The sequence below is a fragment of the Gemmata sp. genome, assembly GCF_051859125.1.
Taxonomy (GTDB): Bacteria; Planctomycetota; Planctomycetia; order Gemmatales; family Gemmataceae; genus Gemmata.
In genome coordinates, this window is the sequence record NZ_JBHYGG010000276.1 from 13,949 (window position 1) to 34,577 (window position 20,629).

Here is a 20,629-nt window from a genome sequence, read left to right on the forward strand (position 1 = left end):
GCGAACCACGCGGTGCGGGCGCGAGGTCGTCAAGTTCGACGTCCCGCGGCGCTGAAACGAGTCGCCAGGTCACCGCCTACCCGGCGGACCCGTCCCGGGGCGCCGACAGGCCGAGCGCCTTGATCCGCGAGGCGAGGGTGGTCGGCCTCACCCCGAGCACCTCGGCCGCGCCCCCGGCGCCGGACACCTTCCCCTTCGCCCGGCGCAGGGCCGCGCGGATGTTGTCCGCCTCCAGTTGGCGGATCTCCGCGTCGGTCCGCACCACGTCCTCCCCGGCTGCGGGCGGGGCGGCCGCCTTCCGCGGCGGGCCGGGCGCGTCCTCGGGCAGCTCGATCGCCAGCCGCCCGCCCTCGGCGGTGATGACCGCTCGCTCGATCACGTGCTGCAACTCGCGGACGTTCCCCGGCCAGCGGTACCGCTGGAGCGCCTGCACGGCCGCAAGGGTCAGCCGCGGCTTCGGCCGCCCGAGCTTGCGTGCGGCGGCCGCGAGGAAGTGGTCGGCCAGCAGCGGCACGTCCTCCGCGCGCTGCCGGAGCGGCGGCAGGGCGATCGGGAACACGCTCAGTCGGTAGTAGAGGTCCTGCCGGAACCGCCCGGCCCCGGCCTCGGCGCGGAGGTCGCGGTTGGTCGCCGCGATGACCCGCACGTCCACCCGGCGGGTCCGCTCCTCGCCGACCCGCTCCAGCTCCCCCTCCTGCAGCACCCGCAGGAGTTTGGCCTGGAGGTCGAGCGGGATCTCGCCCACCTCGTCGAGGAACAGGGTGCCGCCGTGGGCCAGCTCGAACCGCCCGGCCCGGTCCCGCAGCGCGCCGGTGAACGCCCCCCGGGTGTGCCCGAAGAACTCGCTCTCGTACAACTCGCGGGGCACCGCGGCGCAGTTCACCTTCACCAGCGGCCGCGCGGCCCGCTTGCTCCGGCGGTGGACCTCGCGGGCGACCAGCTCCTTGCCGGTGCCGCTCTCGCCGAGGACCAGCACGGCCGAGTCGGTCGGGGCCACGAGGTCGATCTGCCGGGCCACCGCGCCCAGCGCCGGCCCCTGGCCGACCAGCTCGCCGAACCCCCCGGCCGCCTCCTCGCGCAGGTACTCGTTCTCCGACTCCAGCCGCCGGGTCAGTTCCTCGATCCGCTCGAACGCCCGCGCCGTGGCGATGGCCGCGGCGGCGTGGTCGGCGATCGTGCGGAGCCAGTCCATGCACTCCCCGTCGACCGACCCGCGGGCGAACACGGCCAGCACCCCGAGGACCTGACCGCGGTGGACGAGCGGCTGGCCGCCGAAGGCCCCGATCCCCTCGGCCCGCAGCCAGTCCGGGCGCGCGATCCACTCCGGCGGGCTCGCGGCGGAGAGGTCGGGCGCCTCCAGCGGCTCGCCGGTCGCCGCGATCCGCCCCACCTTGCGTGCGCCGAGCGGGATGCGCCGGAACGCGCCGTCGAGGCGCGTCCACTCGACTCGCGGATCGACGGCCGAGCGGCCCGCACTCGCGACCAAGTGCAGGCAACTCGACTGGGCGCGGCACGCCGCCGCGTCGGGGCAACCGGCGCACCCCGCGGTCGGTTGCACCAGCCAGACGCGAGCCAGCGCTACCCGTGGCGACTCGGCGAGGCGCGTGACCACCAGCCGCAGCAGGTCCGGCAGCGCGTGCTCGCGCGCCATGTCGAGGAGGAGCCGTCGGGGATCGGCGAAGAGAGGTCCGGACGGCTCGATGGACATGACTGGTCCCCTGACGAGAGTTCGGGACCAGATTACGAGAAATCGCAAATTTACGTAATCTCGTCAGCGATGATGATTCACGTGAATATCCACAAGATACTGCAGTTATTCTGGTTGTGGAATCCGTGATGAGGTGGCACGGCGTGTGGATTACTGGGGGTCATTCACCTCCGGAACGACCCGGAGCGAACCGCAGACCCACAGGAGAAGGCCATGTCCCGCATCCCCGCCGTCAACCCGCAGACCGCCACAGGCCGCGGGAAGGAGCTGCTCGACGCCGTGAAGCAGAAGCTCGGGCTGGTCCCGAACATGACCCGCGCGATGGCGAACAGCCCGGCCGTCCTCGACGGCTACCTCGGCCTGAGCGGAGCGCTGGCGAAGGGCGCCCTGCCGGCGAAGGTCCGCGAGCAGATCGCCCTGGCCGCGGCCGAGGCCAACGGGTGCGACTACTGCCTGGCCGCCCACAGCGCCGTCGGCAAGGCGGTCGGGCTGACCCCCGACCAGGTGCGCGACGCCCGGCTCGGCGGCGCGGTGGACGGCCGGACCGACGCGCTGGTGAAGTTCGCCCGCCGCGTGGTGGACGCCCGCGGGCGGGTGACCGACGCCGACCTCGCGGCCGTCCGGGCCGCCGGGTGGGACGACGCGGCCGTCGCCGAGGTCGTCGCCCACGTCGCGCTCAACGTGTTCACCAACTACTTCAACACCGTCGCCGCCACCGACCTCGACTTCCCGCCGGCCGCCCCGCTCGCCGCCGGCGCGGCGGCGTGACACGCGAACCCCTGACCCCCCGAACCCGAGACCACGATGCGCACGACGAACACGCCGCCCGCCGCCCGGTGCCCGTGCGGGAACGATGACACGCACCCGGCCGCGCTGCCGGTCAAGCGCCGGTCGGTGCTGGGCGCGATGGCCCTGCTGATGGGCTACACCGCCCGCCCGGCCCGGATCGACTGGGTCTGCCCGACGTGCGGGGCCGTGCTCGACTCGGTCACCGACCCCGCGGCGCTCGAGCGGGCCCGCTACGACGAGCCCCGCCGCGCCGCCCGCTGAGCCGCACGGCGATTCCGCGAGACACTCACACGAGGGCAACCCATGGACCGCTTCGACCGACTGTTCGAGTACGCCGCCCGGCTGGACGGGCTCGGCACCGCCCTGACCCGGATCGGGCTGGTGGTGGTGCTCGTGTGGATCGGCGGGCTGAAGGCGTACCGCTACGAGGCCGAGGGGATCGTCCCGTTCGTGGCCAACAGCCCGGCGATGAGCTTCTTCTACGCCGACCCCGGCCGCTACAGGGAGCACATGAACAAGGAGGGCGCGCTGGTGCCCGAGAACCGCGCCTGGCACGAGGCGAACCGCACCTACCCGTTCGCGTGGGGGCTCGGCTCGGTGATCGTGCTGTACGGGGTGCTGATCGCCCTGCACCCCGTGTTCCCGCGGGTCGCGGCCGTCGGCAGCTTCCTGGTGGCGGTGATGTCGGTCGTCACCCTGTCGTTCCTGGTGACCACGCCCGAGGCGTGGGTTCCGGACCTGGGCAGCGGCGAGCACGGGTTCCCGCTGCTGACCGGCCCGGGGCGGCTGGTGGTGAAGGACGCCATCATGCTCGGGGCCGCGGTCGTCACGATGGCCGACTCGGCGAAGGCGCACCTGCGGCGACGGGCCGACGCCGGCGCCGCGACCCCGGCGAGCGAACCGGCCCTGGCTCTCACCCACTAATCCCGACCCGAATCAAGACACACCCAACCGGAGGACTTCCCATGACCGCCACGACCCGCGCGACGAAGGTGACCCACAAGACGGTAACAGTGAACGGCCTCGACATCTTCTACCGCGAGGCCGGCCCGGCCGACGCCCCGGCGATCCTGCTGCTGCACGGGTTCCCGACCAGCTCGCAGATGTTCCGCGACCTGATCCCGCGGCTCGCCGGCGAGTACCGGGTGATCGCCCCCGACTACCCCGGCTACGGCCACAGCGCGATGCCGCCCCGCGACCAGTTCGCGTACACGTTCGACAACCTCGCGTCGGTGATCGACGCCTTCACCGAGAAGGTGGGCCTCACGAAGTACGCCCTGTACGTGCAGGACTACGGCGCCCCAGTCGGGTACCGGCTGGCGAGCAAGCACCCGGACCGCGTCACCGCGATCGTGGTGCAGAACGGGAACGCCTACGACGAGGGGCTGGACAACGACTTCTGGAAGCCGATCAAGGCGTACTGGGCCGAGCCGACGAGCAGGGAGAAGCGGGACGCCCTCCGCGGGCTGCTCACCTACGACGCGACGAAGTGGCAGTACACGCACGGCGAGCCGCACCCCGAGTTGGTCGGCCCGGACGGCGCGGCCCACGACCAGTTCCTGCTCGACCGGCCCGGCAACGCCGAGGTCCAGCTCGACCTGTTCCTCTCCTACGGGTCGAACCCGCCGCTGTACCCCGCGTGGCAGGAGTACTTTCGCACGCACCAGCCCCCGGTGCTGATCGCCTGGGGCAAGAACGACCAGATCTTCCCGGCGGCCGGGGCCCGCCCGTACACGCGCGACCTCGAGACCGTGGAGACGCACCTGCTCGACGCCGGGCACTTCGCCCTGGAGACGCACGCCGCCGAGGTCGCCGCCCTGATGAGGGACTTCCTCGGCCGGCACGTCAGCCGCGGGTAACCACCAGGAGGCACGACGATGACGACGTACACGAGCGACGTGGCCTTCACCCCGGCGGTGAAGGCCGTTCAGGCGGAGAAGGGCTCGCGCCGGGGCTACGCCCGGATGGAGGAGTCCGGCGGGTGGGAGACCGCCGTCACGGACGAACTCCGCGAGTACCTGGCCGACCTGGACATGTTCTACCTGGCCACCGCGACCGCCGACGGCCAGCCGTACGTGCAGTACCGCGGCGGCCCGCCCGGGTTCCTCAAGGCCCTCGACGACCGCACCCTGGCGTTCGCTGACTTCGGCGGGAACCGGCAGTACCTCTCGGTCGGCAACCTGAGCGAGAACCCCAAGGCGTTTCTGTTCCTGGTGGACTACGCGAACCGCCGGCGGGTGAAGGTGTGGGGCACCGCGCGGGTGGTCGAGGACGATCCGGCCCTGCTCGCCAATCTGGCCGACCCGGCGTACCCGGGGAAGGTCGAGCGGGCGGTCGTGTTCACCGTCGCCGCGTGGGACGTGAACTGCCCGCAACACATTCACCGGCGGTTCAGCGAGCGGCAACTCGCCCCGGTGGTCGGCCGGCTCCAGACCCGGATCGCCGAACTGGAGGCCGAGGTCGGGCGCCTGAAGTCGAGCGCCCGCCCGAACCCGTAACGGGGGCCGGGCCGGGGGCAACACGAAGGCCGGCGCCGCGCTGTTCCCCCCGGCCACCCCGCTCCGCGCCTTGCCGGCGTGGGTGGGGCCGACCCGCACCGTGCTCGCCGGCTCCCGGTCAGCCGGACCCCGTTCGCAGGCACCGGACCAGGACGGCCTCGAACGCCGAGGCGACCCGGTCCGGGGGGCGGCCCGGCCGCGACACCAGGTACACCGGGAGCCGGCCGAAGAGGTGCCCGGCGGCCCGCACCCGCACCCCGCCCGGGGCCCGCGGGCCCCGGCGGCAACTGATCGCCGTCACCGTTTCTCCCCGGGCCACCGCGCCCAGCAGCACCCGCTCGCTCGACGACTCGAACACCACCCGCAGGCCCTCCGCCAGCCGGGCCGTCACGAACGATTGCTCCAACCGGCTCCGGAGCCGGCTCCCGGTCGGCTCGGTCGCGAACGGGACCCCGGCGAGCGCGCGGAGGGTGAGCCGCCCGGCCGCGAGCGGGTGGTCCGCTCGCATCGCGATGAACACCCGCCGGTCGTACAGGCGCTCGTACCGCAGGGGGCCGGCCGCGGACGCCGCCGGCGGATCGACCTCGAGCCCGAGGCTCGCCTCGCCCGCCGCGATCAACCCCGGCACCCCGCGGGACGGCGTCTCCACCACCTCGACCCGGGCCCCCGGGTGCTCCTCCCGGAACCGCTCGAGCACCGGCACCAGCTCGTTCTCCTCGATGCTGTCCGGGCACGCCACCCGCAGAACGGGCACCCGCCCGTGCCGCAACGCGTCGAACGCCGCGGGCAGCGCCCGGAACCCGGCCACCAGCGGTTCCACCAGCGAGAGGAACTGCTCGCCCTCTGCGGTCAGCTCGATCCCGTACCGCTTCCGCCGGAACAGGGTCGCCCCGTAGGCCCGCTCCAGCCCCCGCAACTGCTGCCACAGGGCGGTGCGGGACAGCCCGGCTTCGACCGCGGCGCGGCTCAGGCTCCCGGCCCGGGCCGCGGCGATGTAGTTGACGAACAGGTCGAGCCGGAGTGCTTTCATGTGACACCGCGGGGGCCAGATGTTCATCTTTCATAACATCTGGCCCGGGGATTGAACATGCCTGAACGCCCCAACGGGGTGTAGAGATGGAGTACGTGCGGGCCGCCCGGCCGGGGCGGCCCGCCGCAACCGGTTCCGGACCGTTTCGCCCCCGTCGCATTCATTCTCCGGCCGCTTTCGTCCCGATTCCAAGGTGCCTCATGCCGACTCTCCGCCGGCCCGGACACGGGTTCACGCTCATTGAGCTGTTGGTCGTCATCGCCATTATCGCGATCCTGATCGGCCTACTGCTGCCCGCCGTGCAGAAGGTCCGCGAGGCGGCCGCACGGGCCAAGTGCCAGAACAACCTCAAGCAGATCGCCCTGGCCATGCACGCCCACCACGACACCCGCGGTGCGCTGCCCCCCGGCGCGGCCGACACCCGCGCGCCGTTCGGCACCTACACCGGCGGGGCGCAGTTCGGCAACGGGTGGACGGTGTTCGTCCTGCCGTACATCGAGCAGCAGGCCCTGTACTCCGCCCTCAACCTCAACCCGGCCACCGGGAACCCGGGGTGGGCGCTGGCGCAGAACTACCAGGCGGCCGACGCCGTGGTGGTCCCGGCGTACCGGTGCCCGGCCAGTCCCAAGCCGCTCTGGGCCCAGGACGGGTCCGGCAACACCAAGCTGTCGGACCCGAGCCTGCGGGTGGAGATCATGGCCGGGAGCTACGCGGCCGTGTCCGGCGCGCTGCCGTCGGTCCTGCCCGGGTACACCGACACCCGGTGGAGCCCGGGCGGCGGGACCGGTGCCCGGGGCGGGCCGGCGGCCGCCAACGGCGCGTTCTTCATCGGGAGCCGGCTGAGCATCGGCGGCCTGAGCGACGGCACCAGTAACACGCTGGTCCTCAGCGAGCAGTCGGACCTGCTCACCCTGGTCGACGGCACCAGGGTGCCGTGGGGGGCGATGGCCCACCACGGGTGGCTCATCGGGACCAACAAATCGAGCCTGCCGAGCAGCACCACCAACACCGACGTCCGCACCTTCCAGTGCACCACCATCCGGTACCGCATCAACCAGAAGACCGGGTGGCAGGTGCCCACCGGGGCCAACGTGAACACCACCAACGACTGCGTCACCAACCCCGGCGTGTGCGGCAGCATGGGGAACAACACCCCGCTCAACTCGGCCCACCCGGGCGGGGTGAACGCGGCGTTCGGCGACGGGTCGGTGCGGTTCCTGGGCGAGGGGGTCGCGATCGAGAACCTGGCCCGGATGGCGATCCGGGACGAGGGCCAGGTGACGACCGACTGACCGCCGCGCCGACCGGGACCGACCTTCTGAACTCAGGGAGCACGCAATGACTCGACTGGTGTTGGCCGCGGTCGCCGCCGTCGCCGCCCTCGCCCCGGGGTGCGGGCCGCAACCGGAGCCGCCGTACGTGCCGGTGTCCGGGCGGGTGACGCGGGACGGCGCGCCGCTGACCGAGGGCCGGGTGGTGTTCGTCCCGTCCGACGGGGCCGCGCCGCGGTCCATCCCCGTCGTCAAGGGCCGGTTCGCCGGCGAGGCGCGGGCCGGCAAGAACGTGGTGCAGGTTCACGCGCTCAAGGAGGTGCCGAACCCGGACCGGGAGATGGCCCGGATCGAGCCGACCGTCGGGGTGAGCCTCGTGGCCGAGCGGTTCGGGCACGACAGCCGGGACGTTCGCGAGGTGACCGAGGCGGGGCCGAACGAGTTCGACATCGCCGTCAGTGAGAAGTGACCGCGGCCCCTCCGGCCCCGGCGCCGAGCGTCACGCCCACCGCCACGCCGGGGTCGGCCCAGCCCCAGACCGGCAGCGGGCGCACGCCGGCCCGCGCTTGCCACGGTCGGGGCGCGCGGATCGGCGTGAGTACACGGCGCGTCCTCTGGCTTCGGTGCGAGCCAGACGGCACACTCTTGCGCCTGCGTTACTTGCCCGCGGTGACGGGCTTGTCGAGCGGGTACTTCCACTCCCACTCGACCTGCTCGGCCTTGGCGTCCTTCTTGGCGTGGAACGCGAGCCGCAGCCGCTTCTCGGTGACCTCGGCCACGACGGACCCCTTCTCCGACTGCCCGGTGTTCACGCAGTCGAGCACCCTGTCCTCGCCCTCGGGCTTGTACCTCCGCGGGCCCGTGCCCGTGTGCCCGTAGAAGTAGGCGATCACGTTGTACGGCTTCACCGCCGCGTAGAACGCGGCCCAGTCCTCGGGGTGCCACCAGTCCGTGTCGACGCCGCAGTGCGACACGATGATCACCGGCCGCCCGCTGTCGCCGACGCTGGCCTTCAGGTCGTCCTTCACGAACGCCAGTGCCCCCTGCGGGTCGTGCCACGGCAGCGAGTACCGGACCTTCGCGTGCTGCGTGTCGGCGGGGTACAGGTTGGTCTGCACGAAGTGGACCTTGTCCCAGTCCCACGAGTAGTGCAGCCCGTTCTCCGAGACGTTCCCGATCCGCCCGGCCTTCTTGCGCGCGACGGTCCGCTCCTTGATCTTGGCCTGCACGCTGAACCCGAACTTCTCCTTGCCGACCGGCGGGCCGTCGTGGTTGCCCCACCCCTCGAACACCGGGTACTTGAGGAGCCCGTCGGTCCCGTCGAGGCCGAACTGCTTCTCGAAGTGCCGCCACTGCACGGGGGTCTCGTCCCGCTTGTCGCCGTCGTCGATCAGGTCGCCGAGCGCCAGCACGCCCCGCGGGGTGCCGACCTTCCCGCCGCCGAGCTTGTCCGGCCACGCGGTCCCCGGGATGGCGTTCATCCGCTCGATGGTGACCTTGTTGCGGTCGATCCGCTCCAGGTTCTTCGACGAGACGTAGTGCGAGTCCGAGGTCACGATAAACGTGACGCCCGCCTCCTCCGACGGGGCCGCCCCTGCCGGGCCGAGGAGGGCGACGCCGAGCGGCGCCGCGAGCAGTGCGAGAATGAGCCGCTTCATGGGTGTCTCCGGTGGGGGTTACTTCTTCGCCGGTGCGACCGGGGCGGTCCACGTCTGCGGGGTCCACGCGCCCGTCTCCCAGGCGTCCCCGGTGTGGTACTCGCGGACAATCAATCCATCACCGCGGATCTCGAAGTAGAAGAACGCCTGCTGCTTGCCCGAGAAGTGGCTGCTGTTGTCCACGTTGAACGTCGGGATGCCGTCCCTCGCGGCCGTGTTCGAGCCGTCCCAGCGGAACACGTTGCGGGCGTGGGTGTGGCCGTACAGGATGGCCGCGACGGTGTACCCCTTGAGAGCGTCGTGGAACCCCCGCACGTCGGCCGGGTCCCACTCCATCCCTTCCGCCTTCTTGTCCTCGACCGGCAGCGGCTGCGCGTACCGGAGCATGTCGACGTGGTGCGTGACGACGACCGGCTTGCCCGACGTGCCGACCTTCTCCTTGAGGTCGCCCACGAGGAAGTCGAGGCTGCCGAGCGGGGCGTAGCGGCGCTTGCGGGCCGGGTCGGCGGCCTGCCCGACGACGATCCCGAGGTTGACGAAGTGGACCCCGCCCCAGTCCCACGAGTAGTGGACGCCGCTCTTCGACACGTTCTCGACGCCGGGTCGCGTCTTGTTCCGCTCGACGATCTTCTTCACCGCGAGGCCGTCGCCGCGGGGGCTGTCGTGGTTCCCGTGGACCTCGTACACCGGCACCTTCAACTTCCCGTCCGTGCCGGTGAGGCCGTAGGCGTCGCGGAACGCGGCCCACTCGGTCTCCTGCATCTTCACGTTCGCCTTGTCGCCGGTGTCGATGCAGTCGCCGGCGTGGATGACGCCCCGCGGGGCCAGCACGGTGCCGCCGCCCGCCTCCTTCGGGATCTCCGTGCCGGGGAGTTTGTTCAGCACGTCGACCAACCGCGACGTGACAGCCGCGGACCGCTCGTCGAGCTTCGCCGCATCCTCCTTGTTGGCGAGGAAGTGCGTGTCGCCGACGAGGAAGAACGCGACGGCGTCGCCGGCCGCCTTCGGCGCGTCGGCCCGCAGCAGGGCGGGGAACGAGACGGCGGCCGCGGCCGACGCCGCGAATTGCCGACGGGAGAGGGTGCCGGGCATCGGGGACTCCTTCGGTGGGGTGCGGGCGGGGCTCACTTCTGCGGCTTGGTGAGTGTGACCTGGTCGAACACCTTCCCGGCGGCGTCGATGGCGCGGAGCGTGAGCGCGTCGGGGGAGGCGTCGAGCACGACGAACGAGTGGCGGTCGGCGACCATCTTCGCGGTGTAGTCGGCGTAGTTGTCGCCGTGCTCCTTGCGGAGCAGCGGGGCGGTCTTGTCGAGGCCGGGGCCGTAGAGCGTGGCCCCGCCGCCGCCCGCCACGACGTGGACGATCCCGCGGGGGACGGTGGTCTTCGCGCCGTCGAACTCGCGGTCCAGGGCGAACGTGCCGTCGGCCCGGCCCCGCTTGTCCCGCTTCGGCGACGCCGGCGCGAACGTCAGCGGCACCGTCCGCTGGTAGTTGTGGACGTGCCCGGCGAACACCAGGTCCACGCCGCCCGCCTCGAAGATGGGGTGCCACAGCCGCACCGACTGCTCGGTGTAGTGCTGCGGCGAACTGGAGAACGCCGGGTTGTGGTGGCACACCAGCTTCCACCGCGCGGCGGAGCCCTTCAGGTCCTGCTCGACCCACTGCCGCAACTTCGGCTGGTCGACGTTGCCCGACTGGTTGCTGTTGAGCACGACGACGTGGGCCGGGCCGTAGTCGAACGAGTAGGCGTCGAGCGACGGGTAGCTGTCGCCCACGGCGGCGCGAAACGCGGCGGCCGCGGCCTTGTCGGAGCCAAGCGGGGTGACCCACGGGCCGACCCCGGGGCCGTTCCGCGGGGCGTGGAAGAAGTAGTACGCCCCGAGCGCGTCCGGCACGGTCGGGAACTTCGCGGCGACGTCGTGGTTGCCCAGCACCGGGTAGAACGGGACCGACGCCATGAGCGGCGCGCCGGCCTTCGGGTCGGCCGCGTCCACGTCGTTGTACGTCTTCCAGAAGAAGCTCATGTACTGGCTCACCCGGCCCGTGGGGTACACGATGTCGCCGAGCGCCACCAGGAACTCGGGCTTCTCCTCGGCGAGCCGGTACGCGATCGCCTTCTGGTGGTCCTTGCCGTTGGCGAGGTCGCCGACGAGGGCGAAGCGGACGGTCTTCTCGGGCGTGGCGCGGGTGCGGAAGCTCGCCTCGCGCACCACGGTGTCGCCGAGCTTCACGCGGTACCGCACCTGGGCGTTGAGCGGCAGGTCGCCGAGCCTGGCGACGTACTTGAAGTAGTGCTGCTCGCGCTCCGGGGGGAGCGCCCCGGTCTTCTCGGGCGGGTCGTCCGGGTCCGCGGGCTTCTCGGGCTTGTCCGCGCCGGACTTCTTGGGCTCCGGCCCCTTGGCGAAGTCGAGGGCGACGCGCTCGGGCTTGAGCGTCACCGGGCGGCCGCCGGGCACCTCGTACTCGACGACGAACTCGCCCGGCGTCTGGTCGGTGAGCCAGCACAGCACCTTCGCGTCGGCCTTACCGAGCGCGGCCCCGTCGCCGGGCTGGACGTAGGGCTTCACGAGGACGGTCTGCGCCGCCGTCGGTCCGGCCCAGAGGGCGAGGCAGGCGGCGACGGCGGCGAGGCGGGATCGGGTGGGGCGCGTCATGGGGCGACCGGCGGGGGAGTCTGGGGGGTGTGCAACCTACTCCGCCGCGGGGCGGGCGAGATTCACCCGGATTCGGTGAACGCGTCGCCGCGGTCAGCGGGCCGGCGGGGCGGCCCACACGGTGGCGGTGAACTCGCGGAAGCGGACGGCCGTGTGATCGGTGCCACGCGGGTCGCACGCGAACACCCCGACCACGAGGTCGGCCCGCCCGTCGAGGAACTCCGGGTGCCGGGTGGCGAGGGTGCCGGTCGCCCCGGTGGTGCGGTTCTCGACCGCGACCGCGAACTTCCCGCCGGTGCGCGACAGCCGCACCCGCAGGTCGTCGCCCGGGGCGCCGAGGCCGACGAAGTACGCGTCCTTGTCGCGGCCGTCGCGGGTGTTCACCACGAACTGGCGGTACGCGTCCGGCGCCCGCTGGCTCACCAGCCCGCCGCGCACGGCCCAGTCGCCGGCGGTCCCCGCGTACACGCCGAACTGGCCCACGAACGCCATCGCGGGCACGTCGGCCAGGGCCGCGACCGCCTCGAAGTCCTCGGCCCCGGTGAACCCCAGGTCGGCCAGGCGGACCCCGGGGAACTCGGCCTGGTCGAGCCGGAACCGGGTGTTCAGGTCGCTCCCGGTGGCGGTCAGCTCCAGCCCGCCGGCGCGGAGCCGCAGGTTCGGGTCGGCCGCCGGCAGTCCCGCACCCGTGCCGGGCAGCCGGTGGGTGAACCCGGTGCCGCTCCCGGTCGCGTCGGCGAGCGAGCCGGGCCGGGGCTCGCGGAAGTCGAGCGCGACGGACCGCGGGACGGGAACGGGGGGCACGCCGGGTCGGGGCGGCGCGGCGAGGAGGCCGACCGCGCCGCCGATCGACATCCCGAGCAGGAGCGAGGCGGCCGCCACCCACCGCGCGTACCGCGGCGTGAGGGTCCGGGTTGCGGGCGGCCCGCCCGGCACCGCCGGCGACCGGGGAATCCCGGCGAGGGTCCGCGCGGCGGCGGCCCGCGACGCGACCTCCAGCGCGAGGTCCGTGTGGGTCCGCGCGTACCGGGCGAAGTAGCCGTGGGCGGCCGCGTCGGTGCGGAGGAGCCCTTCGAGTTCCACGAGTTCGGCGGCGGCGATCGTCTCGTCGAGGTACGCATCGACCAGTTCGCGGAGCCGGTCGGACATCGGCTGCTCGGCCATGCTCACTTCCCCGTTCCGCGGGCGACGGCCCGCTCGATGCAGTCGTGCAGCGCCCGGCGGACGCGCGCCAGCGAGTTGTGGACGCTCGACGCGGAGCGCCCGAGTCGGGCGGCGACGGCGGCCACGTCGGCCCCGCGGTGGTAGCACTCGGTCAGCAGTTCGCGGTCGGGTTCGGGCAGCTTGTCCACGCACTTCGGCAGCGCGTCCTGGCGCGAGCTGGTCTCGTCGGGCAGCGCGGCGAACGCCTCAAGCAGAACCGCCGTGAGGTCGTCGGAGAACCGGAGCCGGTCGCGGGCGCGGGCGCGGAGCCAGGACGCCGCTTCCAGGCGCGCGACGCCGAGCGCCCAGTTGAGGAAACTGCGCGACGGGTCGTAGGCGTCGAACCGCCGCCACAGGGCCAGCGCGGTGAGCTGGAACACGTCGTCGGCGTCGGCCAGGTTGCGCACCAGCGCGTGGACGTACGCGAACAGCCGGCCCCGGTGCCGGAGCAGGTGGTCCGCGAAGAGGGCGCGGCGGTCGGGGGCTTCCGTTTCGGGCATGGCACCGGGTCCCGGGTTCGCACACAACGGTATCCGCTCCGGCGCGCCGGCGATTCACCCGAAAAGCGACCGCACCGCGAGCGGCCGGGCGCGGGCCGGCGGCCGGAGCACTCGCCCGGGTCGGGGCGAACTCAAGGGGAGTACCGCGCGGCGTGCAAAACGGGCACTCGGGACGCACCCGCGTTCGGACCTCTGCCTCGAAGACCCCTCATCACCGCGCGTCCCGTGCGTGGCACGCACCGGCGGCGCCGCTTCTGCACCGGCAGCAGCCGCCGGCAGGGCGATTCCGTGTGTCACGTTGGGTGGTGTGGGTCGTGTGCCCACCCCCCTCGCTGGCGCTCCGGGTTCGCCCCGAACAGCCAGCTTCTTGGCGAACCCCGAGCGCCAGCGAGGGGGCACACCCGAACAACCCGGTGTGAAACACGGAATCGCCCTGTAACCGCCGGGTCACCATCTGCTGGGCGGGCCGCCTTCTGACCTCGAAAGTCCGCGGCCGACAGCGTACCCTCCCGCTTCCACCCAACCCCGGAGGAGCGATGCACGCGGAACCGCAGGCCGAGCACAAGTGGCTGGAGCAACTCGTCGGCGACTGGGACAGCGAGATGGAGGCGAGCATGGGGCCGGGCCAGCCCCCGACGACCCACACCGGGTCCGAGTCGGTCCGGTCGCTGGCGACGTGGGTGCTGTGCGAGGGGCTGACCGCCATGCCCGACGGGAGCCCGGGGCGGACCGTCATGACCCTCGGCTTCGACCCGGCGAAGAAGAAGTTCGTGGGCACGTTCATCGGCTCGATGATGACGAACCTGTGGGTCTACGAGGGCGAGCTGGACGCGGCCGGGACGGTGCTCACGCTCGACGCCGACGGCCCGAGCTTCACCGACCCCTCGAAGACGGCGAAGTACAAGGACGCCATCGAGATCGTGTCTCCGGACCACCGGATTCTGACGTCGCGGGTCCTCGGCGACGACGGCCGGTGGCACCACTTCATGACCGCCCACTACCGCCGGAAGGCGTGACCCCCGAAACGTCGGAAGCCCGCGGGACCGGTCCCGCGGGCTTCCGACGCTTCACTCAGTCGCTCACGCCTTGATGATGTCCTTGACGCTCATGCCGCCCGGGATCATCGGGAGCACGTGCTCCTGGTGCGGGACGTGGACGTTGAGCAGGTACGGGCCCTTGCTCTCGATCATCTCGATCAGGGCCGCGTCGAGGTCGTCGCGGGCGGCGACGCTCTTGGCCTCGACCCCGAACCCCTCGGCGATCTTCACGAAGTCGGGGTACGGGGGCTTGTCCTCGCCGGCCCCGAGGTACGTGTGGCCGCGGTTCGAGCCGAAGAACCGGTCCTCCCATTGCATCACCATGCCGAGGTGCTGGTTGTTGAGCAGCAGCACCTTTGCGGGGATCTTCTCGGCGTGGGCGGTGGCCAACTCCTGCACGTTCATCAGGAAGCTGCCGTCGCCGTCGATGTCGATGACGAGGTTGTTCGGGAACGCGACCTTGGCGCCGAGGGCCGACGGCAGGCCGAACCCCATCGTGCCCAGGCCGCCGCTGGTGATCCACTTCCGCGGCTTGTTGAACGGGAAGAACTGGGCCGCCCACATCTGGTGCTGGCCCACGCCGGTGGTGATGATCGTGTCGTCGAGCTGCTTCCGGTCCCGGAGGATCTCCCACAGCCGCTTGATGGCGAACTGCGGGATGATGTTCCGGCCCGGGTCCTGGAACTTCAGCGGGTCCGACTCGCGCCAGGCGTCGATCTGCCGCCACCAGTCCCCGTACCGGCCGCCGCCGACGAGGTCCGCGTTCTTTTCCTCGCGGAGCAGAGCGTTCAGCTCGGCCAGCGCGAACTTCACGTCCCCGTGGACCGGGACCGCGGCGAACTTGTTCTTGTGGATCTCGCTCCGGTCGATGTCGATGTGGACGATCTTGCCGTGCTTGGCGAACTCGGTGAGCTTGCCGGTCACCCGGTCGTCGAACCGCACGCCCAGCGCGAGCAGCAGGTCCGCATCGTTGACCGCGTAGTTCGAGTACACGGTGCCGTGCATCCCGAGCATCTGGAGGCACAGGTAGTGGTCCGACGGGAAGTTCCCGAGCCCGTGCACCGTGAGGCCGACCGGGATGCCGGTGAGCTCGGCGAACTCCTTGAGCTCCGCGGCCGCGGCGGCGTGGGTGATCCCGCCGCCCGCGTAGATGAACGGCTTCTTGCTGGCCCGGATCGCGGCGATGACCGGCTCCAGCTCGGCCCGGCGGGCCTTCCGCATCGGGCGGTACCCGGGCAGGTCCATCGCCACGTCCCAGTTCGGGATCGTCGTGTCCTGCTGCACGTCCTTGCACACGTCGATGATGATCGGCCCGGGGCGGCCGGTGGTGGCGATGTGGAACGCCTCCTTCATCACCCGGGCGACGTCCTCGACGCGGGTCAGCAGGTAGTGGTGCTTGGTGATCCCGCGGCAGATCTCCACCATCGGCGTTTCTTGGAAGGCGTCGTTGCCGAGCACCTTGGTGGACACCTGCCCGGTGATGGCGATCATCGGGATCGAGTCCATCTTCGCGTCGGCCAGGCACGTCACGAAGTTGGTCGCGCCGGGGCCGGACGTGGACACGCACACGCTGGCCTTGCCGGTGGTGCGGCTGTACCCGTGGGCCATGAACCCGCCGCCCTGCTCGTGCCGCGGGAGGATCGTGCGGAGCCGGTCGGTGACCTTGGTGAGCGACTGGTGGATCGGCATGCTCGCCCCGCCCGGGTAGGCGAAGACGGTGTCGACCCCGTGGCGGATGAGAGCCTCGACGAGGATGTCTGCCCCGTTCATGGGGGTGCCGGTGGGTGCGGTCCTGGGGGTCGAGGTCGGTGCGGCCATGACGACGGGGTCCTTGGGTAGCCCTTGCGGTGTTGGGGAGCGCCGGTGCGCGTGCGCACCACCGAATAGTTTACGGACTGTCGGCCCCACCGGAAGCGCGACCGGGGCGGTTTTCCGCGGACCCCGGTCAGGGCCCCTTCCGGTCGAAGAGTGCGGCCCCGGCCCCGGGGCGGGTCGGGCGGGCCTCGCCCGTCAGCATCCGCAACCGCACGTCGCGGACGATCAGCTTCCCCGGCGGGCCGAACGTGATGTCGACCGCCCCGGGGGCGAACGCCCCGCTCTCGACCGTGAGGGCGCTGGTCCTCCCCTTCCACGAGACGAGCGGCTTCTGGTCGACGAGCGCCACGACCGTGGCGGTGTCGCCCGCGGTGGTGACCCGCACCGTGAGCGACACCGGCCGCTCGTCCGCGAGGGCGAAGTCGGTCGCGGTGCCGTTCTCGTCGATGTCCCTGCCGTCGATCACCCCGAGCCCCGCCTTGCCGCCGAGGTCCAGCGCGATCCCGGCCCCGTTCTTGTCCCCGACGGGGAACTCGACGACGGGTGCGGCCCGCGCGCCCTTCGGCCGCTCCAGGTCCACCGCCAGCTCGTAGTCGCCCGCGACGGTGAGCGGCAACCGGAGCCGGACGGCGTTGTCCGGCCGGTCGTGCGAGCCGAGGAACCCGGCCGGGGTCTTCACCCAGGTGCCGACCCCCTGCGGGTGGTCCCTCGCCAGGTCGACGACCGCGAGCACCCGCACCCACCCGTCCTCCGGCCGCAGGGTCCGGGCGGCCGGCGGGGACCACTCGATCTTGCAGTTCGGCAGGGCGTCCTTGAGCCGCTTGAACCCGGCGTCAGTGACGCGGGTTCCGTGGAGCCCGAGGGCCTTCAATCCCTTCATCGTGCCGAGCGTGTCGACACCCGCGTCCGACACGGCCGTCTCGTTCAGCCAGAGCGTATCGAGGGACTGGAGTTTGGCGACGTGCCTCAGTCCGGCGTCCGTGATCCGGGTCCGGTTCAGGGCCAACTGGTACACGGCCGCCATCCCGGCCAGTCGCTCCACCCCCGCGTCGGTGACGCCCATCCCGACCAGGTCGAGGACGCCGACCCGCGGCAGGCCGGCCACGACCGCCATCCCCTCGTCCGTGACCGTGCCGCCGCGCAGCGCGATCAACTGGAGCGAGCCCTTCCAGTTCAGGAGCGGGGCGAGGCCGGCGTCGGTCAGGCGGTGCTCGCCGAGGGCCAGGTTCTCGACACCGGGGAGCGCGGAGAGGCGGACCAGGTCCGCGTTACTGATCGGGACCGTGGACCCGTTCGCGATCCGGGTGACGGTGAAGGGCCCGGGAGGCAGGTCTTCGGGCTTGGTCGCATTCATCGTCGTACCGTTCGGCAGTCGCAAGGTGAACTCGAAGCCGGCGCGGCCGAGGAACGCCTTCGGGATGGCACGGTTCGGGTCCTCCCAGGTGATCTTGCACTTCGGTAGCGCGGCCCGGAGCTTCTTGTACCCCGCCTCGGTGACGCGGGTGCCCGAGACGTTCAGGTCCGTGAGCGATGTCAGACCGGCGAGGGTGCCGATGCCCTCGTCCGAAACGGCCGTGAGATCGATCCAGAGGAAGGTCAACCGCGTGAGGCCCGTGAGGTGCTTCAGCCCGGCGTCCGTGAGGCCCGTACCGTGCAGCGTCAGGCTCGCGAGTCGGGTCAGCTTCCCCAGGTCCGCGATCCCGGCGTCGGTGATCGTCGATCCGGCGGCCCCGACGTGGAGGTTGGTGAGTTCCGTGAACGCGCCGACCACCTTGCACTCCGCGTCGGACAGTTTCGTCCCGGCGAGGTACAAGTTCGTGAGTGTCTTTCGAGAGGCCAGCAGCGCTCGGAGGCCGTCCGCCGTGACCACCGTGTTCGCGGCAATGACTTGATCGAGCGTCGGCGTGGCGGCCAACCGCTTCAGGTCGTCGTCGTTGAACGGCCCCAGCGGTGACGCGCCGATCGCGACGACACCGCTGAGGGTGAACGCCGCTTCCGGGAGGTCGCCCGGCACCTTCGCCCGGACCACGCCCCCGTCGGCCCGCTTGAGCACGACCTCGAACCCGCCCCGCCCCAGCAACCGGCTCGCCTCGCGGAAGTGGGCGTCGGTCGGCTCGAACGACTTCTCGCCCGCGTCGATGTGGCACCGGGGCAGGGCGGCGCTGAGCAGCTTCCCCCCGGCCTCCGTGACCCCCGTGCCGTTGAGGCTGAGAGACCGGAGGGTCTTCATGGATGCGAAGTGGGGAGCGTCGTCGTCCGTTAACCCGGGGCCACAGAAGGTGCAGAGCAACTGCGTAATCGACCGGAAGTCGGCGAAGTGCTTCCCGGCCCCCGCGGCAACGGCCGTGCGGGTCAGGTTCAAGCTCCCAAGGTTCGGGCACTTCGAGAGCGCCTCGAGCATCCCGGCGTCGAGCGCGCCGCCGTCGATCGTCAGAGCGGTGAGCTTCGGCATCCGGGCGATCGCCTCGCACGCCGCGCGGTTCATCCCGACCGGCTTGACCAGCACCATCTCGCCGCAGTCCTGTCCGGCCACGGCGGCCCACCCCGCCCCGGTCACCCGCCCGGACTTGCCCAGGTCGCGGACGACCAGGTACTGCTGCCGCTGGGAGACGTCTTTCAGGTTCCCGAGGACCGCGTCGTCGGCCGCCCCGGCGAGGAGGCCGAGGCCGGTCACGTTCGGGAACCGCTTCAGCGTTTCCGCCGACTTGGGCGTCAGGTGCAGGCCCGTGCGGAACTGGGTCAGAGTCGTCCGGCACGGGAGTTCGGCCAGCCGGGCGAACTCTGCCTCGGTCCACTCGGTGAGCTGGTACGCGTCGTAGAAGCCCGTGAACGACTTCTGCCCGGCGATGGCCTTGAGTGACAGTGCGGCGAAGTCGGGCGGCATGGCGTGGTTGGAGGCGGCGCTGATCCCGGCCACCTCCAGCGGCCCGTCGGGCAGGGCGTCGCCCGGCCCGAAGTTCTGCCCTTCCCGCGACGGGAGGAGCAGCGTCAGGTGCGCGAACGGGTGGATCGCCTCGATGGCCGCCCGGTCCGCGCCCCCGGCTGCGGGCGGTGTGGAGTCTTTCTTCGGGCCGGACCTCTGCGGCGGGGCCGGCTCCTCCTTCGCTACCTCCGGCTCGGGCTTCTTGCCCATCTGCGACGCGACGAACCCGATCACCCCCGCGACCGCGAGCAGCACGCCGCCGACCAGCGCCCACACCGGGAACCCGCCGCGCCTCTTCGCCGCGGCCGCTCGCACCGGGGTCGCCTCCGGTACGGCGCCGACCGAGTGCGCCGACGCCGCGGTGCTGGCCTCGGTCGCGTCGAGTTCGGCGAACGGGTCTTGGCCGTCCTGCGCGAGAACGATCGGCGGCGGGGCGTCGAGCGGGATCACCCGCACCGCGTTCACCAGCCCGGCCTCGATCGCCCGCAGCTCCTCGGCGGCAGCCTCCGCGGTCGGCGGGCGGTACGCCGGGTCCTTGGCGAGCAGTCGCACCACGAAGTCGGAGAGGTGCTGTGGGACGGCCGGGTTGCGGTGGGCGGGCGGCGGCGGGTGGTCGATCGCGAGCGCCGTGAGGATGGCGAGCGTGTTCGCGCCGCGGAACGGGAGCTCGCCGGTGGTCATCTGGTACAGGACGACGCCGAGGCTCCACAGGTCGGTGCGGCCGTCCACCGGCAACCCGCGGCCCTGCTCCGGCGACATGTACGCGGGGGTGCCGACGACCGCCCCCTCGCGGGTGACCGGCCCGTCGGTGGCGTCGGTGGCGTCGGTGTCGGCGGCCCGTGCGAGGCCGAAGTCGAGGATCTTGACCCGGAGCTTCTTCCCTTCGAGCCAGACGTTCGCGGGCTTGATGTCGCGGTGGACGAGCCCCTTCTCGTGCGCCGCCGCGAGCCCCTCGGCCACCTCCCGGCCGATGCGAATGACCTCCGCGAGCGGGGGCCGCGGGTTGGCCCGGAGTGCGGCGTGGAGCGTCATGCCCTTCAGCAGCGGCATGACGATGAACGGGAGCCCCTGGTGGTCGCCGATGTGGAGGATGGCGGCGACGTGGTCGTGCTCGACCCGGGCCTGGGCGCGGGCCTCGCGGACGAACCGCGCGCGGGCCTGGTCGTGGGCCGCGAACTGCGGGAGCATGACCTTGAGGGCGACCTCGCGCTTGAGCCGCGGGTCCTCGGCCCGGTACACCGCGCCCATGCCCCCGCGGCCGAGTTCGCCGAGCAGGACGTACTCCCCGAACCGGGCCGCCGGGGCGGCCGCGGGCTCGGCCGCCGGGACCGGCGCGACCGTCTCCAGGTTCGTGGGGGTGGTCGGTGCGATCGACGACAGCGCGGCCGTCCGCGTCGGGTCGGGGTCGGGCTGCGGGCCGTTCATTGGGCGCTCCGGGGCGGGATGCGGGGATGATTGTACCGCGGGCCGAGCCCGGCGCCGAGTTCCCGCTCGACCGGGCACCGGACGCTCCGATAGACACAATCACAAATCGGCTGCGTGG

17 protein-coding genes are annotated in these 20,629 nt (G+C 72.1%); 8 read left to right on the forward strand and 9 right to left on the reverse strand.

The window, feature by feature from the left end:
- Positions 1-76 precede the first annotated feature (76 nt).
- On the reverse strand, positions 77-1,708 hold the full coding sequence (locus ACTIGN_RS27830) for a sigma 54-interacting transcriptional regulator (RefSeq protein WP_439630039.1): 1,632 nt from the start codon (positions 1,706-1,708) through the stop codon (positions 77-79).
- Positions 1,709-1,921: 213 nt separating this feature from the next.
- Between ACTIGN_RS27830 and ACTIGN_RS27835 the strand changes: the two genes are divergently transcribed.
- The 5 genes from ACTIGN_RS27835 to ACTIGN_RS27855 are packed head-to-tail and all read left to right on the forward strand — an operon-like array spanning position 1,922 to position 4,995.
- Positions 1,922-2,476, forward strand: coding sequence for a carboxymuconolactone decarboxylase family protein (locus ACTIGN_RS27835; protein ID WP_439630041.1), 555 nt, complete (start codon positions 1,922-1,924; stop codon positions 2,474-2,476).
- A gap of 36 nt (positions 2,477-2,512) precedes the next feature.
- Complete coding sequence (locus ACTIGN_RS27840) at positions 2,513-2,758, forward strand: hypothetical protein (RefSeq protein WP_439630043.1); 246 nt, start codon at positions 2,513-2,515, stop codon at positions 2,756-2,758.
- 42 nt (positions 2,759-2,800) lie between these two features.
- Positions 2,801-3,421 (forward strand): DUF417 family protein, encoded by a 621-nt coding sequence (locus ACTIGN_RS27845; RefSeq protein ID WP_439630045.1) that lies wholly within the window; start codon positions 2,801-2,803, stop codon positions 3,419-3,421.
- A 41-nt stretch (positions 3,422-3,462) separates the two neighbouring features.
- Positions 3,463-4,356, forward strand: a complete 894-nt coding sequence (locus ACTIGN_RS27850; RefSeq protein ID WP_439630047.1) for an alpha/beta fold hydrolase — start codon at positions 3,463-3,465, stop codon at positions 4,354-4,356.
- An 18-nt stretch (positions 4,357-4,374) separates the two neighbouring features.
- A complete protein-coding gene (locus tag ACTIGN_RS27855; RefSeq protein ID WP_439630049.1) occupies positions 4,375-4,995 on the forward strand; it encodes a pyridoxamine 5'-phosphate oxidase family protein in 621 nt (206 codons plus the stop codon).
- A gap of 118 nt (positions 4,996-5,113) precedes the next feature.
- On the opposite strand, the gene ACTIGN_RS27860 is transcribed toward ACTIGN_RS27855, so the two are convergent.
- Complete coding sequence (locus ACTIGN_RS27860) at positions 5,114-6,025, reverse strand: LysR family transcriptional regulator (RefSeq protein WP_439630051.1); 912 nt, start codon at positions 6,023-6,025, stop codon at positions 5,114-5,116.
- A 200-nt stretch (positions 6,026-6,225) separates the two neighbouring features.
- Between ACTIGN_RS27860 and ACTIGN_RS27865 the strand changes: the two genes are divergently transcribed.
- Together ACTIGN_RS27865 and ACTIGN_RS27870 are read left to right on the forward strand one after the other, a co-directional pair.
- Entirely contained in the window at positions 6,226-7,317 is a 1,092-nt protein-coding gene (locus tag ACTIGN_RS27865) for a DUF1559 domain-containing protein (RefSeq protein ID WP_439630053.1), read from the forward strand.
- A gap of 46 nt (positions 7,318-7,363) precedes the next feature.
- On the forward strand, positions 7,364-7,765 hold the full coding sequence (locus ACTIGN_RS27870; protein WP_439630055.1) for a hypothetical protein: 402 nt from the start codon (positions 7,364-7,366) through the stop codon (positions 7,763-7,765).
- Positions 7,766-7,952: 187 nt separating this feature from the next.
- On the opposite strand, the gene ACTIGN_RS27875 is transcribed toward ACTIGN_RS27870, so the two are convergent.
- From ACTIGN_RS27875 to ACTIGN_RS27895, 5 genes are all read right to left on the reverse strand, one after another.
- Entirely contained in the window at positions 7,953-8,954 is a 1,002-nt protein-coding gene (locus ACTIGN_RS27875) for a metallophosphoesterase (RefSeq protein ID WP_439630057.1), read from the reverse strand.
- An 18-nt stretch (positions 8,955-8,972) separates the two neighbouring features.
- Complete coding sequence (locus ACTIGN_RS27880) at positions 8,973-10,046, reverse strand: metallophosphoesterase (protein WP_439630059.1); 1,074 nt, start codon at positions 10,044-10,046, stop codon at positions 8,973-8,975.
- A 32-nt stretch (positions 10,047-10,078) separates the two neighbouring features.
- Positions 10,079-11,608 carry a metallophosphoesterase gene (locus ACTIGN_RS27885; protein ID WP_439630061.1) on the reverse strand — a complete coding sequence of 510 codons (1,530 nt, stop codon included), beginning with the start codon at positions 11,606-11,608 and terminating at the stop codon, positions 10,079-10,081.
- Between the two features lie 93 nt (positions 11,609-11,701).
- Positions 11,702-12,772 carry a hypothetical protein gene (locus ACTIGN_RS27890; protein ID WP_439630063.1) on the reverse strand — a complete coding sequence of 357 codons (1,071 nt, stop codon included), beginning with the start codon at positions 12,770-12,772 and terminating at the stop codon, positions 11,702-11,704.
- 2 nt (positions 12,773-12,774) lie between these two features.
- Positions 12,775-13,311, reverse strand: coding sequence for a sigma-70 family RNA polymerase sigma factor (locus tag ACTIGN_RS27895; RefSeq protein WP_439630065.1), 537 nt, complete (start codon positions 13,309-13,311; stop codon positions 12,775-12,777).
- 536 nt (positions 13,312-13,847) lie between these two features.
- Here ACTIGN_RS27895 and ACTIGN_RS27900 point away from each other — a divergent pair.
- Positions 13,848-14,327 carry a DUF1579 domain-containing protein gene (locus ACTIGN_RS27900; RefSeq protein WP_439630067.1) on the forward strand — a complete coding sequence of 160 codons (480 nt, stop codon included), beginning with the start codon at positions 13,848-13,850 and terminating at the stop codon, positions 14,325-14,327.
- Positions 14,328-14,390: 63 nt separating this feature from the next.
- On the opposite strand, the gene ilvB is transcribed toward ACTIGN_RS27900, so the two are convergent.
- Together ilvB and ACTIGN_RS27910 are read right to left on the reverse strand one after the other, a co-directional pair.
- On the reverse strand, positions 14,391-16,166 hold the full coding sequence (gene ilvB, locus ACTIGN_RS27905; RefSeq protein ID WP_439630069.1) for a biosynthetic-type acetolactate synthase large subunit: 1,776 nt from the start codon (positions 16,164-16,166) through the stop codon (positions 14,391-14,393).
- Positions 16,167-16,293: 127 nt separating this feature from the next.
- Complete coding sequence (locus ACTIGN_RS27910; protein ID WP_439630071.1) at positions 16,294-20,511, reverse strand: protein kinase domain-containing protein; 4,218 nt, start codon at positions 20,509-20,511, stop codon at positions 16,294-16,296.
- Positions 20,512-20,629 lie beyond the last annotated feature (118 nt).

What these genes read in the sequence shown, in the direction of transcription:
- ACTIGN_RS27830 (WP_439630039.1), bottom strand. Translation starts at nt 1,708, where the DNA reads ATGTCCATCGAGCCGTCCGGACCTCTCTTCGCCGATCCCCGACGGCTC.
- ACTIGN_RS27835 (WP_439630041.1), top strand. Translation starts at nt 1,922, where the DNA reads ATGTCCCGCATCCCCGCCGTCAACCCGCAGACCGCCACAGGCCGCGGG.
- ACTIGN_RS27840 (WP_439630043.1), top strand. Translation starts at nt 2,513, where the DNA reads ATGCGCACGACGAACACGCCGCCCGCCGCCCGGTGCCCGTGCGGGAAC.
- ACTIGN_RS27845 (WP_439630045.1), top strand. Translation starts at nt 2,801, where the DNA reads ATGGACCGCTTCGACCGACTGTTCGAGTACGCCGCCCGGCTGGACGGG.
- ACTIGN_RS27850 (WP_439630047.1), top strand. Translation starts at nt 3,463, where the DNA reads ATGACCGCCACGACCCGCGCGACGAAGGTGACCCACAAGACGGTAACA.
- ACTIGN_RS27855 (WP_439630049.1), top strand. Translation starts at nt 4,375, where the DNA reads ATGACGACGTACACGAGCGACGTGGCCTTCACCCCGGCGGTGAAGGCC.
- ACTIGN_RS27860 (WP_439630051.1), bottom strand. Translation starts at nt 6,025, where the DNA reads ATGAAAGCACTCCGGCTCGACCTGTTCGTCAACTACATCGCCGCGGCC.
- ACTIGN_RS27865 (WP_439630053.1), top strand. Translation starts at nt 6,226, where the DNA reads ATGCCGACTCTCCGCCGGCCCGGACACGGGTTCACGCTCATTGAGCTG.
- ACTIGN_RS27870 (WP_439630055.1), top strand. Translation starts at nt 7,364, where the DNA reads ATGACTCGACTGGTGTTGGCCGCGGTCGCCGCCGTCGCCGCCCTCGCC.
- ACTIGN_RS27875 (WP_439630057.1), bottom strand. Translation starts at nt 8,954, where the DNA reads ATGAAGCGGCTCATTCTCGCACTGCTCGCGGCGCCGCTCGGCGTCGCC.
- ACTIGN_RS27880 (WP_439630059.1), bottom strand. Translation starts at nt 10,046, where the DNA reads ATGCCCGGCACCCTCTCCCGTCGGCAATTCGCGGCGTCGGCCGCGGCC.
- ACTIGN_RS27885 (WP_439630061.1), bottom strand. Translation starts at nt 11,608, where the DNA reads ATGACGCGCCCCACCCGATCCCGCCTCGCCGCCGTCGCCGCCTGCCTC.
- ACTIGN_RS27890 (WP_439630063.1), bottom strand. Translation starts at nt 12,772, where the DNA reads ATGGCCGAGCAGCCGATGTCCGACCGGCTCCGCGAACTGGTCGATGCG.
- ACTIGN_RS27895 (WP_439630065.1), bottom strand. Translation starts at nt 13,311, where the DNA reads ATGCCCGAAACGGAAGCCCCCGACCGCCGCGCCCTCTTCGCGGACCAC.
- ACTIGN_RS27900 (WP_439630067.1), top strand. Translation starts at nt 13,848, where the DNA reads ATGCACGCGGAACCGCAGGCCGAGCACAAGTGGCTGGAGCAACTCGTC.
- ilvB (WP_439630069.1), bottom strand. Translation starts at nt 16,166, where the DNA reads ATGGCCGCACCGACCTCGACCCCCAGGACCGCACCCACCGGCACCCCC.
- ACTIGN_RS27910 (WP_439630071.1), bottom strand. Translation starts at nt 20,511, where the DNA reads ATGAACGGCCCGCAGCCCGACCCCGACCCGACGCGGACGGCCGCGCTG.